At 75.9% G+C, this 13,469-nt stretch carries 12 protein-coding genes; 6 read left to right on the plus strand and 6 right to left on the minus strand.

Features of this window, described 5'->3' with window-relative positions; genetic code table 11:
* Positions 1-7: 7 nt before the first annotated feature.
* On the minus strand, positions 8-1,459 hold the full coding sequence (locus tag DMP15_RS23180; RefSeq protein WP_073577194.1) for a DHA2 family efflux MFS transporter permease subunit: 1,452 nt from the start codon (positions 1,457-1,459) through the stop codon (positions 8-10).
* 150 nt (positions 1,460-1,609) lie between these two features.
* Between DMP15_RS23180 and DMP15_RS23185 the strand changes: the two genes are divergently transcribed.
* From DMP15_RS23185 to DMP15_RS23200, 4 genes are all read left to right on the plus strand, one after another.
* Positions 1,610-2,779 carry a geranylgeranyl reductase family protein gene (locus DMP15_RS23185; protein ID WP_100879925.1) on the plus strand — a complete coding sequence of 390 codons (1,170 nt, stop codon included), beginning with the start codon at positions 1,610-1,612 and terminating at the stop codon, positions 2,777-2,779.
* Positions 2,780-2,831: 52 nt separating this feature from the next.
* Positions 2,832-3,371: an isopentenyl-diphosphate Delta-isomerase gene (idi, locus tag DMP15_RS23190; protein ID WP_337826437.1), complete on the plus strand. Its 540-nt coding sequence runs from the start codon at positions 2,832-2,834 to the stop codon at positions 3,369-3,371.
* Positions 3,372-3,395: 24 nt separating this feature from the next.
* Positions 3,396-4,391, plus strand: coding sequence for a small ribosomal subunit Rsm22 family protein (locus DMP15_RS23195; protein WP_337826438.1), 996 nt, complete (start codon positions 3,396-3,398; stop codon positions 4,389-4,391).
* 164 nt (positions 4,392-4,555) lie between these two features.
* Positions 4,556-5,128: a hypothetical protein gene (locus DMP15_RS23200; RefSeq protein ID WP_073577197.1), complete on the plus strand. Its 573-nt coding sequence runs from the start codon at positions 4,556-4,558 to the stop codon at positions 5,126-5,128.
* A 67-nt stretch (positions 5,129-5,195) separates the two neighbouring features.
* Here the strand turns inward: DMP15_RS23200 and DMP15_RS23205 are convergent, their stop codons facing one another.
* Positions 5,196-6,245, minus strand: a complete 1,050-nt coding sequence (locus DMP15_RS23205) for a CobW family GTP-binding protein (RefSeq protein ID WP_337826439.1) — start codon at positions 6,243-6,245, stop codon at positions 5,196-5,198.
* Between the two features lie 98 nt (positions 6,246-6,343).
* Here DMP15_RS23205 and DMP15_RS23210 point away from each other — a divergent pair, with 98 nt between their 5' ends.
* On the plus strand, positions 6,344-7,366 hold the full coding sequence (locus DMP15_RS23210) for a carbohydrate kinase family protein (RefSeq protein ID WP_337826440.1): 1,023 nt from the start codon (positions 6,344-6,346) through the stop codon (positions 7,364-7,366).
* A gap of 3 nt (positions 7,367-7,369) precedes the next feature.
* Here DMP15_RS23210 and DMP15_RS23215 read toward each other — a convergent pair whose 3' ends face one another.
* Positions 7,370-8,449, minus strand: a complete 1,080-nt coding sequence (locus tag DMP15_RS23215) for a glycoside hydrolase family 16 protein (protein ID WP_337826441.1) — start codon at positions 8,447-8,449, stop codon at positions 7,370-7,372.
* A 397-nt stretch (positions 8,450-8,846) separates the two neighbouring features.
* Between DMP15_RS23215 and DMP15_RS23220 the strand changes: the two genes are divergently transcribed.
* Positions 8,847-9,248: a cupin domain-containing protein gene (locus DMP15_RS23220; protein ID WP_337826442.1), complete on the plus strand. Its 402-nt coding sequence runs from the start codon at positions 8,847-8,849 to the stop codon at positions 9,246-9,248.
* Between the two features lie 25 nt (positions 9,249-9,273).
* Here DMP15_RS23220 and DMP15_RS23225 read toward each other — a convergent pair whose 3' ends face one another.
* Genes DMP15_RS23225 through DMP15_RS23235 form a run of 3 tightly spaced genes read right to left on the minus strand, consistent with a single transcriptional unit; the run spans position 9,274 to position 13,453 of the window.
* Positions 9,274-10,308, minus strand: a complete 1,035-nt coding sequence (locus DMP15_RS23225) for a PHP domain-containing protein (RefSeq protein ID WP_337826443.1) — start codon at positions 10,306-10,308, stop codon at positions 9,274-9,276.
* Positions 10,309-10,318: 10 nt separating this feature from the next.
* Entirely contained in the window at positions 10,319-11,905 is a 1,587-nt protein-coding gene (locus DMP15_RS23230; protein WP_337826444.1) for a CYTH and CHAD domain-containing protein, read from the minus strand.
* Between the two features lie 60 nt (positions 11,906-11,965).
* Positions 11,966-13,453 (minus strand): FAD-binding oxidoreductase, encoded by a 1,488-nt coding sequence (locus DMP15_RS23235; protein ID WP_161152645.1) that lies wholly within the window; start codon positions 13,451-13,453, stop codon positions 11,966-11,968.
* Positions 13,454-13,469: the final 16 nt, after the last annotated feature.

A 13,469-nucleotide genomic window follows, 5' to 3' on the forward strand; every position in this document is an offset into this window, starting at 1 on the left:
GCGGGCCTCAGGCCCGGGCGTCCTGCGGGGCCGCGGCGGGTGCCGGCAGGCGGGACGCGGCCAGCGCGACGACCACCGTCACCAGGGACACGCCCGCCGCGACCAGGAAGGCCGCGTGCACCCCGGCCGCGTCGACGCCGGCGCCGGCCGAGGCCAGCGTCATCACGGTGATGAACAGCGCCGTCCCCGCCGCGCCGGCGACCTGCTGCAGCGTGGTGAGGATGGCGCTGCCGTGCGAGTACAGCTCGCCGGGCAGCGAGCCGAGCGCGTCGGTCATCAGCGGCGTGAACATCAGCGCCAGCGCCGCGGACAGGCCCACGTGCAGCACCACGACCAGCCAGATCGGCGTCGCCGCGGCCAGGGTGGTGAACCCCCACATCACGATCGCGAGCAGTACCGACCCGGGCAGCACCAGCGGACGGGCGCCGACCCGGTCGTAGGCCCGGCCGACGAACGGGCCCAGCAGCCCCATCACGAGCCCGCCCGGCAGCACCACCAGGCCGGCGACGAACGCGCTGTCGCCCAGCACCTCCTGGATGTAGAGCGGCAGCAGGATGATCGCGCCGAACAGCGACATGAACCCGGTCGCGACGAGCACCAGCGACAGCGAGTACCGGCGGACCGCGAACGGGCGCAGGTCCAGCAGCGGGGCCGTGCCGGTGCCGCGCTGCAGCCGGACCTGGCGGTGCACGAACACCGCCAGCGCCACCGCCCCGAGCACCAGCGGCACCCACGGCGGCACCGCGGTGTGCGCGCCCCCGGCGGCGGACTCGCCGATCGCGGACAGCCCGTAGACGATCCCGGAGAACGCGACCGCCGAGATCAGGACCGAGGCGACGTCGAGCGGGGCCCGCGTGGTCTCCGCGGCCACCCGCAGCCGCAGCGCCCCCGCGACCAGGGCGAGCAGCGCGATCGGCAGCACGATCCAGAACATCCAGCGCCAGCCCAGCGCGGAGAGGATCACCCCGGACAGCGTCGGGCCGACCGCGGGCGCCACCGCGATGACGATCGAGATCGTGCCCATCGTCTGCCCGCGGCGGCTCGCCGGGACCAGGCGCAGGATCGTCGTCATGAGCAGCGGGATCATCACCGCGGTGCCGGTGGCCTGCACGACCCGCCCGGCCAGCAGGAACCCGAACGCCGGCGCGACCGCGCACAGCAGGGTCCCGGTGCTGAACAGGCCCATCGAGGCGAGGTAGACCGCCCGCGGCGGGAACCGCCCCAGCAGGTAGCCGGTGATCGGGATGACCACCGCCATCGTCAGCAGGAACCCACTGGTCAGCCACTGCGCGGTGGCCGGGGTGACCCGCAGGTCGGCGATCAGCGCGGGCAGCGCCACGCTCATGATCGTCTCGTTCAGGATCATCACGAACGCCGAGCCGACGAGCAGGGAGATGATCAGCAGGGCTCCGGCGGGCAGCCGCTCGGCGTCGCGGCCGGCGGCCGGCTCGGTGGTCACAGCGTGCTCCTCGGTACGTGACGGACGCGCCCACCCGCGGCGCCGGCACACGGCGCGGCCGGGCGACGGGGTGGCGGTGTGCGAGTGCACCACGGCCGGGCGGGCGGTGGCGAGCCGTTTCCGCCCGGGTGCGGAGGGGACAATGGCGCCATGTCCACCTACGACGTCGTCGTGGTCGGGGCCGGTCCCGCCGGCTGCGCCGCGGCACTCAACGTGTTGCGGCTGCGGCCGTCGGCGTCGGTGCTCCTGCTCGACGCCGCGGCCTTCCCCCGCGACAAGACCTGCGGCGACGGCGTCGCGGCCGAGGTGTTCGACCTGCTCGACGAGCTGGGTGCCACCGGGGTCCGGGCCCTCGGCGCCGCGGCACCGCGGCTGCGCCTGCGCACTCCCCAGGGCCGGGTCGTGCACCGCACCGCGCCCCGGCCGAACCGGGTCGTCACGCGGCTGGAGCTGGACGCGGCGCTGGTCGACGCGGCCGTCGCGGCCGGGGCGCAGCTGCGCCGCCACCGGGTCCGCACCGTCGTCCCGCACGGGGACCGGGTGCTGCTCGACGACGACATCGTCGCGAGGGCCGTGATCGGCGCCGACGGGGCCCACTCGGTGGTCCGCCGCGCGCTCGGCGCGCCGGGGGTGCCGCCGTCGTCGACGGCGGTGGCGATCCGCGGGTACACCCCGGTCGCCGCCGAACCGGGGACGCTGTCGATCGAGTACGCCGGCGGCGCCGTCCCGGCCTACGCCTGGTCGTTCCCGATCGCGGGCGGCGGCGCGAACGTCGGCTACGGCGTGTTCGACGAACGCGGCGCCGGGAACCGGGCGTCGCTGCTGGAGCGGCTCGCCGCGCTGCTGCCCGGCCAGGAACCGGACCCGGCGACGCTGCGCGCGCACCACCTGCCGCTGTCCACCGCGCCCCGGTTCCAGCCCGACGGCCGGGTGCTGCTGGCCGGCGACGCCGCGGCGAAGGTGAACCCGCTGACCGGCGAGGGGATCTTCGACGCCGTCGCCTCCGGGATCCTCGCCGGGCGCAGCGCGCTGCGCGGCGACGACGCGGGCGCCGCCCACCGCGCCGCCATGGAGCGGACCTTCGCCCGCCACCACCGCCACGTCGGGGCGCTCGCCCGGCTGGCCGCGCGTCCCGCGTTCCTCGACGCCGCGATCGGCGCCGCCGCCCGGAGCCGGCGGGTGTTCGACTGCGCGGTCGGGTTGGGGCTGGCGCGGGGCACGGTCTCCCCCGCCGCACTGGCGGTCGTCGCCGCGCACCTGCCGGGTGCCGCGCTCGGCGGCGCGGTCCGGGGCCGCGCAGCCGCCCGCTCCGGGGTGTGAGCCGGTACCGGCCGACAGGCCGCGGCCGCCGGGCTCCGGTAGACAGGACGGCATGGAACAGGTCGTGCTGCTGGACGACGAGGGCAACCCGGTCGGCGTCGCGGACAAGGCCACCGTGCACGGTGCGAGCACCCCGCGGCACCTGGCGTTCTCCTGCTACGGCGTCGACGACGCCGGCCGGCTGCTGGTGACCCGGCGTGCCCGCACCAAGACCGCCTTCCCGCTGGTCTGGACCAACACCTGCTGCGGGCACCCCGCCCCCGGCGAGGACATGGCCGACGCGGTGCACCGCAGGCTGGCCGACGAGCTGGGCATCCGCGCGACCGAGCTGCGGATGGTGCTGCCGGACTTCAGCTACCGCGCGTCGCAGGACGGGATCGAGGAGAACGAGCTCTGCCCGGTGTTCGTCGCCCGGATCAGCGGCGAGCCCGAGCCGCGCCCCGACGAGGTCGAGGACGTGGCCTGGTGGAGCTGGTCGCGCTTCCGCGCCGCCGCCGACGACCCGGCCTCCGGGCTGTCGCCGTGGGCGCGGATGCAGGCCCCGCTGCTCGACGTGCTGGCCGACCCGCTGCTGGTCGGCGCCCGGGGCTGAGCCCGGGACTGGTGGAATGGGCGGGTGGTCCCCGACCTGTCCCCCGACCTGTCCGGCGCGCTCGGTGCCGCCCTCGACGACGCGCTCGACCGGGTCCCCGCCGCGCGGCTCGCGCCGGTGGTCGACCGGCTGATCCGCGACTACCGCAGCGGCACCGTGCCCACCGCGCCGATCCTGCGCACGGACGACGACGCGGCCGCCTACGCCGCGTACCGGATGCCCGCGACGCACGCGGCGGTCGTCGACGTGCTGGAGCGGGCCGCAGCGCGGGTACCGGAGCCGGTGTCGCTGCTCGACCTCGGCGGCGGGACCGGCGCCGCGGTGTGGGCCGCGGCGCAGGTGTGGCCGTCGCTGGAGCAGGCCACGGTGCTGGAGGCCGCGGCGCCGGCCCGGGCGCTGGGGCGCAGGCTCGCGGGCGGAGCTCCGTCGGCGCTGCTGCGCGGCGCTCACTGGGAGGCCGCGGTGCTCGGCACCGCCCCGGCGCTGCCGGACACCGACCTGCTGACCGCCTGCTACCTGCTCGGGGAGCTGGCGGTCCCGGTGCGCGACGCCGTCGTCGACGCCGCCGCCCGGGCCGCGCGGGTGGTCGTGCTCGTCGAGCCGGGGACGCCGGCCGGGCACGCGCGCATCCTCGACGCCCGTGCCCGGCTGCTCGCCGCGGGCCTGACCGTCGCCGCGCCCTGCCCGCACGACGGCGCCTGCCCGGTGACCGGTGACGACTGGTGCCACTTCGCCGTGCGCGTCGGCCGCAGTTCGCGCCACCGGGTGCTGAAGGCCGGCTCGCTGGGCCACGAGGACGAGAAGTTCTCCTACGTCGCCGCCGTGCGTGACGACGACGGCACCGTCGGACGGGCCCCGGGCCGGGTGGTCCGGCACCCGCACACACGCAAGGGCCTGGTGACTCTGCGTGTCTGCGAGGCGGACGGGACGCTGCGGGACACACCCGTCCCACGCAGTCGCAAGGAGCTGTTCCGGCACGCCCGTGACACCGCGTGGGGCGACGCCTGGCCACCCGGGTGAGCCCTCCGGGTTGCTCGCAAGCGGGGGAGGCGAACGTCACAGACCGGACGCGCCGAGGAACGTTGTGAATCTGTAACACCGACCGGCATCGTGGGCGACTGACCGGGCGAGACGGCCACCAGGTGGGCCGCGAGCAGCAGCATTCTCACAGATCGAGCACGACCATGAACGACTTCGTCACCGGCGCCCCCGCCGACCGCCTGCCCACCCTCGTCCGCACCCGTACCGGATACCGCGTGTACGACCCGGCCCTGATCACCGGCACCGACTACGTCGTCGACGACGCGGGCGACCTCGTCTACACGAAGCTCCCGGCCGGTGCGATGACCGGCACCGCCGTCGTCGCCGCCGCCGTGGTGGCGCTCACCGTGGGTGAGAACAGCTGGTCCTGGTCGGCGCTGGCGTTCCTCGTCTGCCTGCCCGTCGCGCTCGGGCTGGCGATCGGGGTGCTCTCGATCATCCACGCGGTCACCGACCCGGTCCGGGCCTACCGCGCCCGCACCGGGCACACCCGTTTCGCCCGCGACATCGCCGCGACCGACCCCGCCTCCTGGCAGCTCTGCGCACGCGCCGAGCGGCTCGCGGCGACGCCGTCGTGGCAGGCGGGACGGATCGACCCGACCCGCACCCTCGGTGTCCTGCTGTGGACCGCCGTGGCCGGTGGGGAGGCGTGGGCCGCCGACGCGCTGACCCAGCTGGCCGAGCCAGCGACGGGCCCGGACCTCACCCCGGTCTGAGCTCGGGTCTGCCCCCACCCGCCGACCGAGCCCCGCGTCGTGTCCCCAGGGTCACCCTCGTAGCGCTCTACGCCCCGAGAGTGACCCTCGGAGCAACAGCAGCAGGGGAGGACGGGTCAGACGGCGTAGCGGGCGACGGGGAGCAGGGCGTCGGCGTCGCTGCGGCGGAGTCGGTCGCGACGCAGGCGCGCAGCGAACGTTCCAACGCGGCCTCGTCCAGCCCGGTCCCGATCAGGACCAGGGTGGTGCGGCGGGGCTCGTCGGGGTCCCACCGGCTCCGGCGGAACCGCACGTACCGGCCGACGGTGTGCAGGTCCCAGCGTTCCCGGTCCGGGGCGGCGGCGAAGCGCACCGAGCCCTTGATCCGGTACAGCCCGGACGGCCGGGCGTCGAGGAGGTCCTGCAGGCGGGCGGCGTCGAGCGGCTCGTCGCACAGGAACGTCAGGCTCTGGTAGCCGGCGTGCAGGTGGTGGGAGTGCGGCTCGTCGACGCGCTCGCCCAGCATCAGCTGCCTGCCCGGCACGATCTCGATGTCGAACAGCAGCGCCGGGTCCACCGCGCCGTCGCGGACCGGCACGATCGGGGCCCGCGGGTTCGCCTCGCGGCACAGCCGCCGGACCCGCCACAGCGGCCCCGGTCCCACCCGGTCGATCTTGTTCAGGACGACGAGGTCGGCCATGCCGACGTGCTTGTCGAGCTGGGGGTGGCGGCGCCGCGAGTCCTCGAACTCCGCGGCGTCGACGACCTCGACGAGCCCGCCGAAGCTCAGGTGCTGGCCCAGTGCGTCGAGCACGAGCTGGACCAGCGTGCCGGGCTCGGCGATGCCGCTGGCCTCGATGACGACGACGTCGATCTCGTCGCGGCGGCGGGTCAGCTTCTCCAGCACCGAGGAGACGCCACCCTCACCGACCTCGCAGCACAGGCAGCCGTTGCCGAGCCCGACGACGTCGCCGGCCTGACCGGCCACACGCATCGCGTCGATGCCGACCGACCCGAAGTCGTTGACGACCACGCCGATCCGCGCGTCCCCGCCCGCGGCGAGGAGGTGGTTCAGCAGTGTCGTCTTGCCGGCTCCGAGGAATCCGGCCAGCACCACGACCGGGATCTTCCGGGGCATCCGTCATGCCTACCACGTGCGTGTCGACGCACCGTGACGTGGTCGTGACCCGTCACGGACCTGTCCGGGGACCCCGATCGGGCCACTACAGTGCGGCCATGCCCGACACAGCTGCCGGACGCCCGCCACGCGGAGTGATCGCCGTCGCCGGAGAAGCCCTCGTCGACATCGTCCCCGTGACCGCGCAGCGGGAAGCGCAGGCGGACCGCGCATCGACACAGCAGTACTGGGAGCTCGCGCCCGGCGGCAGCCCCGCGAACGTCGCGGTCGGGCTGTCCCGCCTCGACGTGCCGGCCCGGATGCTGGCCCGGCTCGCCGACGACCTGCTCGGGCGCAAGCTGCGCGACCATCTCGAGGACAACGGCGTCGACCTGTCGCACTCGGTCGAGGCGGACGAGCCGTCGTCGTTGGCGATCGTGGAGCTGGCCGCCGACGGGCAGGCGTCCTACGACTTCCGGATCGCGGGCACCGCGGACTGGCAGTGGACCGACGACGAGCTCGCCGGTGCCCTCGACGACGGCCCGGCAGGCCCGGTCGTCGCCGTCCACTCCGGATCGCTGGCGCTGACCACCGCGCCCGGTCACGAGGCGCTGCGCGAGCTGCTCGCCTCCGCTGTGGACACCGCGACGGTGAGCTACGACCCGAACTTCCGGCCGCTGCTGATGGGCACGCCGGAGGAGATCCTGCCCGGCGTGCACGAGCTGCTCGGCGTGGCCGACGTGGTGAAGGTCAGTGAGGAGGACCTGGGCTGGCTGCACCCGGGCCGCGAGCCCGGCGACGTCGTCGGCGAGTGGCTCGAGCTCGGTCCGGCGGTCGTCGTGGTCACCCTCGGGGCGAACGGGGTGCTGGCCGGGACGTCGTCGGGGCTGCACCTGGTGCTGTCCGGCCGCACCGTCGAGGTCGTCGACACCGTCGGTGCCGGGGACAGCTTCTCCGCGGCGCTGCTCGCCGGTCTGCACCGGCGCGGGCTGCTCGGCGCGACCGCCCGCGACGACCTGTACCGCGTCGACCGGCCGACCCTGGAGGCCGTGCTGACCGAGGCCGTCGCGGCGTCGGCGATCACCTGCTCGCGGCACGGCGCGAACCCGCCCACCCGCGCGGAGCTCGACGCCGCGGTCTGAGCCTCAGCGGTGCTCGCGGGCGAGCATCGCGGTCTGCGCCTGCTGCTCGGGCTCCGACAGCTCGCGCGGCTTCCGGTCGGGGAAGTCGCGGGGCTGCCCGGTCGCGGCCGAGCCGGGCGGCAGGCTCAGCGTGGCCACGGTGCTCTGCGGCAGCGCCCACTGCCGGGCCCAGTCCATGTGCATCGCGGTGGGGCCGCCCGCGTTGCCGAAGTAGTCCAGCTGCATGGTCATGTTCATCGGGCGCGGCGGGAACTGGTCGGTGTCGGTGTTGGAGTACCACTCCTTCCCGTTCACGTACGCGGTGATCTTCTCCGGGGTCCATTCCAGCGCGTAGGCCGACCACTGCGTCGAGTCGTGCTTCACCGACCCGTAGTCCTGGTCGTTGCCCGGTCCGTAGTGGAGGAAGAAGCTGGTCTTCTGGCGGGAGTCGTCCATGATCTCCATCCAGTCGACCTCGCCGCCGACCGGGAAGTCCTCGGCCACCGGCCAGAGCAGCAGCAGCGCGTTGATCCCGCCCCGGCCCTCGTCCGACTTCACGCAGGCCTCCCAGCGGCCGTACTTCTGGCCGGGGTGCCAGCTGACGGCGCCGGTGTTGCCGTCGGCGTCGGCGGAGATGGTCATCGCCCCGTCGGCGACGGTGACCGCCTCCGGGGTGCGGGTGCCCTTCCTGTTGTGGCCGGGCTCGGGGCCGTAGGGGTGCCAGTCCGGCGGGACCGTGGTGCCGTCGAAGCCGGACTCGCGGGCGGGCGCGCCCCAGCCGAGCTCCTGTGCCGCGGTCTCGGTGCAGTGCGACGACGCCGGGGGTGCGGCGGGGTCGGCCGGGGTCGCCTTCGCCGTCCCGCCGGCCGGGTCGCCTCCCGGGGTCGCGGTGCCCGCGGCCGGGCCGGTCGGGTCTCCGCCGGCCGGGCCGGCCGGGCCGGTCGGGGCGGGCGCGGCCGCGCCGCTGTCGTCCCGCGGGGGCGCCGGGTCGTCGGCGACGGTCCGGGTCACGGCGTCCGCCGGAGCCGCGGGTGCCGCCGACGCCGTCGACGCACCGGCCGTCGTGACCGCCGACAGCGCGAGCGTCGCGGCGAGCACCGCCACCGTCGTCCTGGTCCTGGTCCGCACCGTGGATCACTCCCGTCACTCGGTCACCTGCGGTCCCATCTCACGTGCGGTGGGTGAGGAGCACCAGTCGAACCACCCGTCCGGGGAGCGCGCGGACGGGTGGGATGCGGTCGCCCGTGGACGGACGGTGATATTCCTGCGGGCACCGGTGACGTCGGGTGACCGGCCGGCGCGCGACAGCGGGTGTGGCACGCGTCGCCGCGCGGAGCGCCCCGCGCACGGAGGTCTCGCACCCCGGCGGGGGCTCCCGCACCCGCAGCGACGGGTGGGGCGACCGCACCAGGGGTGCGACGCGCCCCGGGGCCGATGTTCCCGGGGCGCCACGAGGTGGGATCCGAGGACGGACGGCGCGTCCGCCTGCCACAGTGGCGACGTGGCTCGCCCCGACCTCGCCGTCGCGCTGGACCTCGCCCCGCACCCGGAGGGTGGCTGGTACCGGCGGACCTGGACCTCGCCGGTCGTCGTCGGGACCCCGTACGGTCCGCGCCCCTCGGCGACGGCGATCCTCTACCTCTTCGACGCACCCGGCCGCTGGCACCGCGTCCGGTCCACCGAGCTGTGGTGCCGGCACTCCGGCCCGGAGGCGGACCTGGTCCTCGGTGGTGACGGGCCGGACCCCGTCCCCGGGGCCCGGTTGCGCCTCGGGCCGGCCGGCCCGCAGCAGGAGGTCCCGGCCGGGGTGTGGCAGCGGGCGGAGCCGGCGGGGCCGGGGGCGGTCCTGGTCAGCTGCGTCGTCTCCCCCGGCTTCGACTTCGCCGACTTCGAGCTGCGCTGAGCCGGGCGCCCGCCGGCACAGGAGGTCAGCGGCGCAGCAGGCCCGCGAGGTCGCGGGTGTTGCGGATCCGCTCCGGGTCCACCCCGCAGGCGACGGCGCGGGCGCAGCCGTGGTCGAGCCAGTCGAGCTGGCCGGGGGCGTGCGCGTCGGTGTCGATCGTGAACTCGCACCCGGCCTCGACGGCCAGGCGCAGCAGCCGCTTCGGCGGGTCGAGGCGCTCGGGCCGGGCGTTGATCTCCACGGCGACGCCGTGCTCCGCGCAGGCGGCGAAGACGGCGTCGGCGTCGAACTCCGACTCGGGGCGCGTGCGGCGGCCGGTGACCATCCGGCCGGTGCAGTGCCCGAGCACGTCGACGTGCGGGTTCGCGACGGCGGTGAGCATCCGCTCGGTCATCTCGTCGCGGGGCATCCGCAGCTTCGAGTGCACGCTGGCCACCACCACGTCGAGCGAGGCGAGCAGGTCCTCGGACTGGTCGAGGGCGCCGTCGTCGAGGATGTCCACCTCGATGCCGGTGAGCACCCGGAAGTCCGACCCGGACGCGGTGATCCGCTCGTTGAGCTGCGCGATCTGCTCGACCTGGCGGCGCAGCCGGTCCGCGGACAGCCCGTTCGCGACGGTCAGGCGCGGCGAGTGGTCGGTGACGACGAGGTAGTCGTGGCCCAGCCCGATCGCGGTCTCGGCCATCTCGGCGAGCGGGGAGCCGCCGTCGGAGGCGTCGGTGTGGCTGTGGCAGTCCCCGCGCAGGCCCTCGCGCAGCCGCAGCGCTGCCTCGGCCAGGGGCACCCCGGTGGCGTCGGCGCGGGCGACGGCGTCCTCCAGCCGTCGCAGGTAGACCGGTTCCTCCCCGGCGACGGACTCCCCCACGCAGCGCGCGGTCACCTCGCCGACGCCCTTCAGGTCGGTGAGGCCGCCCGCGGCGTGCAGCCGGGCCAGTTCCTCGGCGTCGCGGCCGCGCAGCGCGGCGGCCGCGGTCCGGAACGCGCGCACCCGGTAGGTCGACTCCTGGGCGCGTTCGAGCAGGAACGCGATCCGGCGGAGGTCGGCGACGGCGTCTCTCACCCCGCGCAGGCTAGCCGCGCATCCACCGGCGGGCGCGCCGCGTCCACGCCGTCTCCCACACCGTGGGCAGCCTGCGCTCCAGCTCGAGCATCGTCGCGGTGTCCCGGCCGTGCAGCACGCCGAAGGTGAACCCGTTGTCCCGCTCGGCGCCGGCGCGGGCCCCGAGGGTCCGCAGGGTCTCCCGGGAGACGACGGCGTCCTGGTGCTCGCCGAGCACGTCGGAGACCTTCTTGAGCCGCTTCGCGAACGCCCGCGCGTCCTTGCCGACGCCGGGCCGGGCGACCTCGGTGGCGTAGCGGAGCTGCTTGCCGGTCTTGCGGGCGGCGTGCAGCGAGTCGGGGGCGACCCGACCGGCGTCGAGGTCGGCCAGCGCGCGTTCCATCCGCCGCTCCAGCTTGCGGGCCGTGCGGCCCACCATCGCGGGCAGGACCGCGGTCGCGGGCCTGCGGGCCCGGCGCGACAGCGGCGGGTCGGCGAGCAGCCGGCGCAGCGCGCCCTGCAGCGCGGCGTAGCGCTCCCCGTCGACGACGTCGAGCACCGCCGCCCCGGTCTCGGCGCGGGTGCGGGCGAAGTGCCGGGTGACGGCGGCCTGCACCGGTCCCAGCAGCAGCTCCGGCTCCAGTGCGGTCAGCCGGGCGTTCAGGCGCTCCTCCTGGACCTCGGCGTCGCGCTCACCGGCCAGCGCCCGGCCCAGCCAGCGCAGCTCGGCGACCACGTGCGCGGCCCGCGGGCCCTCCAGGAGCCTCGCGTAGGTGCGCAGCGCGCTGCGCATCCGGCGGGCGGCGATGCGCATCTGGTGCACCGCGTCCGGGCGCTCGGCGCGCAGGTCCTGCTCGCGCGCGGCGAGCGCGTCGACCTGGTCCCCGAGGTAACGCAGCAGCAGCGCACCCGCGCTGCCCCTGCGCCCGGTCCGCCGCGGCGGGTCGACGGGCGCCGCCTCGGCCAGCAGCGCGGTCAGCCGGGCGTACCCGCCGCGCGGGGCGCGGACGAGGCCGGTGGTGCGCAGGGCGTCGTCGAGCTGCTGCAGCAGGGCGGTCCCGGCCGTCCCCGGTTCGACGACGGCCTCGGTCCAGCTCTCGACGGTCGCGGACCCGCCCAGCGTCGCGACGTCGACCTGCTCGCGGGTCAGGGTGGCCAGGTCGCGCCCGGCGCCGTCGCGCATCCTGCTGACGGTGCGGGTGACGTGCACCCGGCCCACCGGCACCAGCGGCGCGTCGCCGCGAACCCGGCGGACGAGCGCGTCGATGCCGTCGGGGACCGACCGGTCGGCGACGCCCTCGACCTCGCTGCCGGACAGCGGGACGCGCAGGTCGTCGTCGGGGCCGGCGTCGGGCAGCCGCAGCACCCAGGTCGAGCCGGGCGCCACCACCGAGGCCCGGTCGGGCACCACGTGCTCGACGACGAGCTCGATGCCCGCGGAGAACAGCCGCAGGTCGGCGGTGTCGAGGCGTTCGACCTCGCGGACCTCGGCCGCCACCACCGGCACCACCTCGTGCACGCCGTCCACGCCGGACAGCCGCGGCGCACCGGTGTGCGCCGGACCCCGGTAGGTCAGGGCGAGCGCGGACGGGACCAGGGCCGGGTCGGTCGTACTCATCCTCCGGAGTTCCCCGGTACGGGGACGATCACGCGCGGCCATCCGGGCGATGCGGCCGGTTCAGACGGCCTTGCCCGGGTTCAGGATGCCGTCCGGGTCGAGGGCCGCCTTCACCGCCCGCTGCAGGGCGAGCACCTCCGGGCCGAGCTCGCGCTCCATCCCGTCGCGCTTGAGCAGGCCGACGCCGTGCTCGCCGGTGACCGTCCCGCCCAGCTCGACGGCCGCGCCGATGATCTCGTCGAACGCGGCGCGGGTGCGGTCCCGGGCGTCCGGGTCGTCGTGCGGGGTGAGCATCAGCGGGTGCAGGTTCCCGTCGCCGGCGTGCGCGACGGTCGCGATCCGGACCCCGCGGCGACGGCCGATGTCCTCGATCCGGGCGAGCATCTCGGCCATCCGCGGCCGGGGGACGCAGACGTCCTCGGTCAGCATCCCCATCCCGAGCTGCTCCAGCGCCGGGTAGGCCATCCGGCGGGCGGCGAACAGCGCCTCGGACTCGGTCTCGTCGGTCGAGGCCATCGCCTCGGTCGCCCCGTGCGCGGTGAACGCGGCCAGGATCGCGTCGGCCTCGGCCTGTGCGGCGGGCTCGGGCAGGTCGGTCTGGGCGATCAGCAGCGCCGCGGCACCGGTCGGCAGGCCCGCGTTGCGCCACGCGTTGACCGCGGCCAGGCACTCCCGGTCGACCAGCTCGAACACCGCGGGCTGCAGCCCCTGTTCGGTGACGGCGGCGACCGCGGCCCCGCAGTCGGCGAGGGAGTCGAAGAACCCGACGACGGTGCGCGGTGCGGCCGGGCGGGCCGGGCGCAGCTTCACGGTGATCTCGGTGATGATCCCGAGCGTCCCCTCCGAGCCGACCATCAGACCGGCGAGGTCGTAGCCGACGACCCCCTTCGCGGTGCGCCGCCCGAGCCGCACGACCTCACCGGTGGCGGTGACGACCTCGAGGGCGAGCACGTAGTCGCGGGTGACGCCGTACTTCACGCAGCACAGCCCGCCCGCGTTGGTCGCGACGTTGCCGCCGATCGTCGACCAGGGCGCCGACGCCGGGTCCGGCGGGTACCAGAGGCCCTGCTCCGCGCAGGCGGCCCGCAGGTCGTCGTTGACCACCCCCGGTTCGACGACGGCGAGCCTCTCCCCCGCCGAGATCTCCCGGATCGCGGTCATCCGTTCCAGGCTGACCAGGACACAGCCGTCGACCGCGTTCGCCCCGCCGGACAGCCCGGTGCCCGCGCCCCGCGCGACGACCGGGACCCGGTGGGCCGCACAGGCCCGCACGGTCGCGGCGACGTCGGCGGTGGTCCGTGCCCGCACCACGCAGAGCGGCGTTCCGTACTCGGCCCACTCGGCCTCGTCGTGGACGTAGGGGCGCACGACATCGGGGTCGGTGAGGACCCGGTCGGCGTCGAGCGCGGCGGCCAGCTCGGCGAGCACCGCGCGCCCGGCGGCGTCCGGGCCGGAGGCGTCGAGCTCCGCGGGCACGGTGGACCCGCCGAACGGCCGTCCCTCCGGTTCGACGACGACGGGGGCGGCAGCGGTGGCGCGGTCGGGCATGCCCACGACGGTAGGT

Origin of the sequence: Pseudonocardia sp. UM4_GMWB1, assembly GCF_017312155.1 — a bacterium.
Classification (GTDB): domain Bacteria; phylum Actinomycetota; class Actinomycetes; order Mycobacteriales; family Pseudonocardiaceae; genus Pseudonocardia; species Pseudonocardia alni.

What these genes read in the sequence shown, in the direction of transcription:
- DMP15_RS23185 (WP_100879925.1), top strand. Translation starts at nt 1,610, where the DNA reads ATGTCCACCTACGACGTCGTCGTGGTCGGGGCCGGTCCCGCCGGCTGC.
- idi (WP_337826437.1), top strand. Translation starts at nt 2,832, where the DNA reads ATGGAACAGGTCGTGCTGCTGGACGACGAGGGCAACCCGGTCGGCGTC.
- DMP15_RS23200 (WP_073577197.1), top strand. Translation starts at nt 4,556, where the DNA reads ATGAACGACTTCGTCACCGGCGCCCCCGCCGACCGCCTGCCCACCCTC.
- DMP15_RS23205 (WP_337826439.1), bottom strand. Translation starts at nt 6,245, where the DNA reads ATGCCCCGGAAGATCCCGGTCGTGGTGCTGGCCGGATTCCTCGGAGCC.
- DMP15_RS23210 (WP_337826440.1), top strand. Translation starts at nt 6,344, where the DNA reads ATGCCCGACACAGCTGCCGGACGCCCGCCACGCGGAGTGATCGCCGTC.
- DMP15_RS23230 (WP_337826444.1), bottom strand. Translation starts at nt 11,905, where the DNA reads ATGAGTACGACCGACCCGGCCCTGGTCCCGTCCGCGCTCGCCCTGACC.
- DMP15_RS23235 (WP_161152645.1), bottom strand. Translation starts at nt 13,453, where the DNA reads ATGCCCGACCGCGCCACCGCTGCCGCCCCCGTCGTCGTCGAACCGGAG.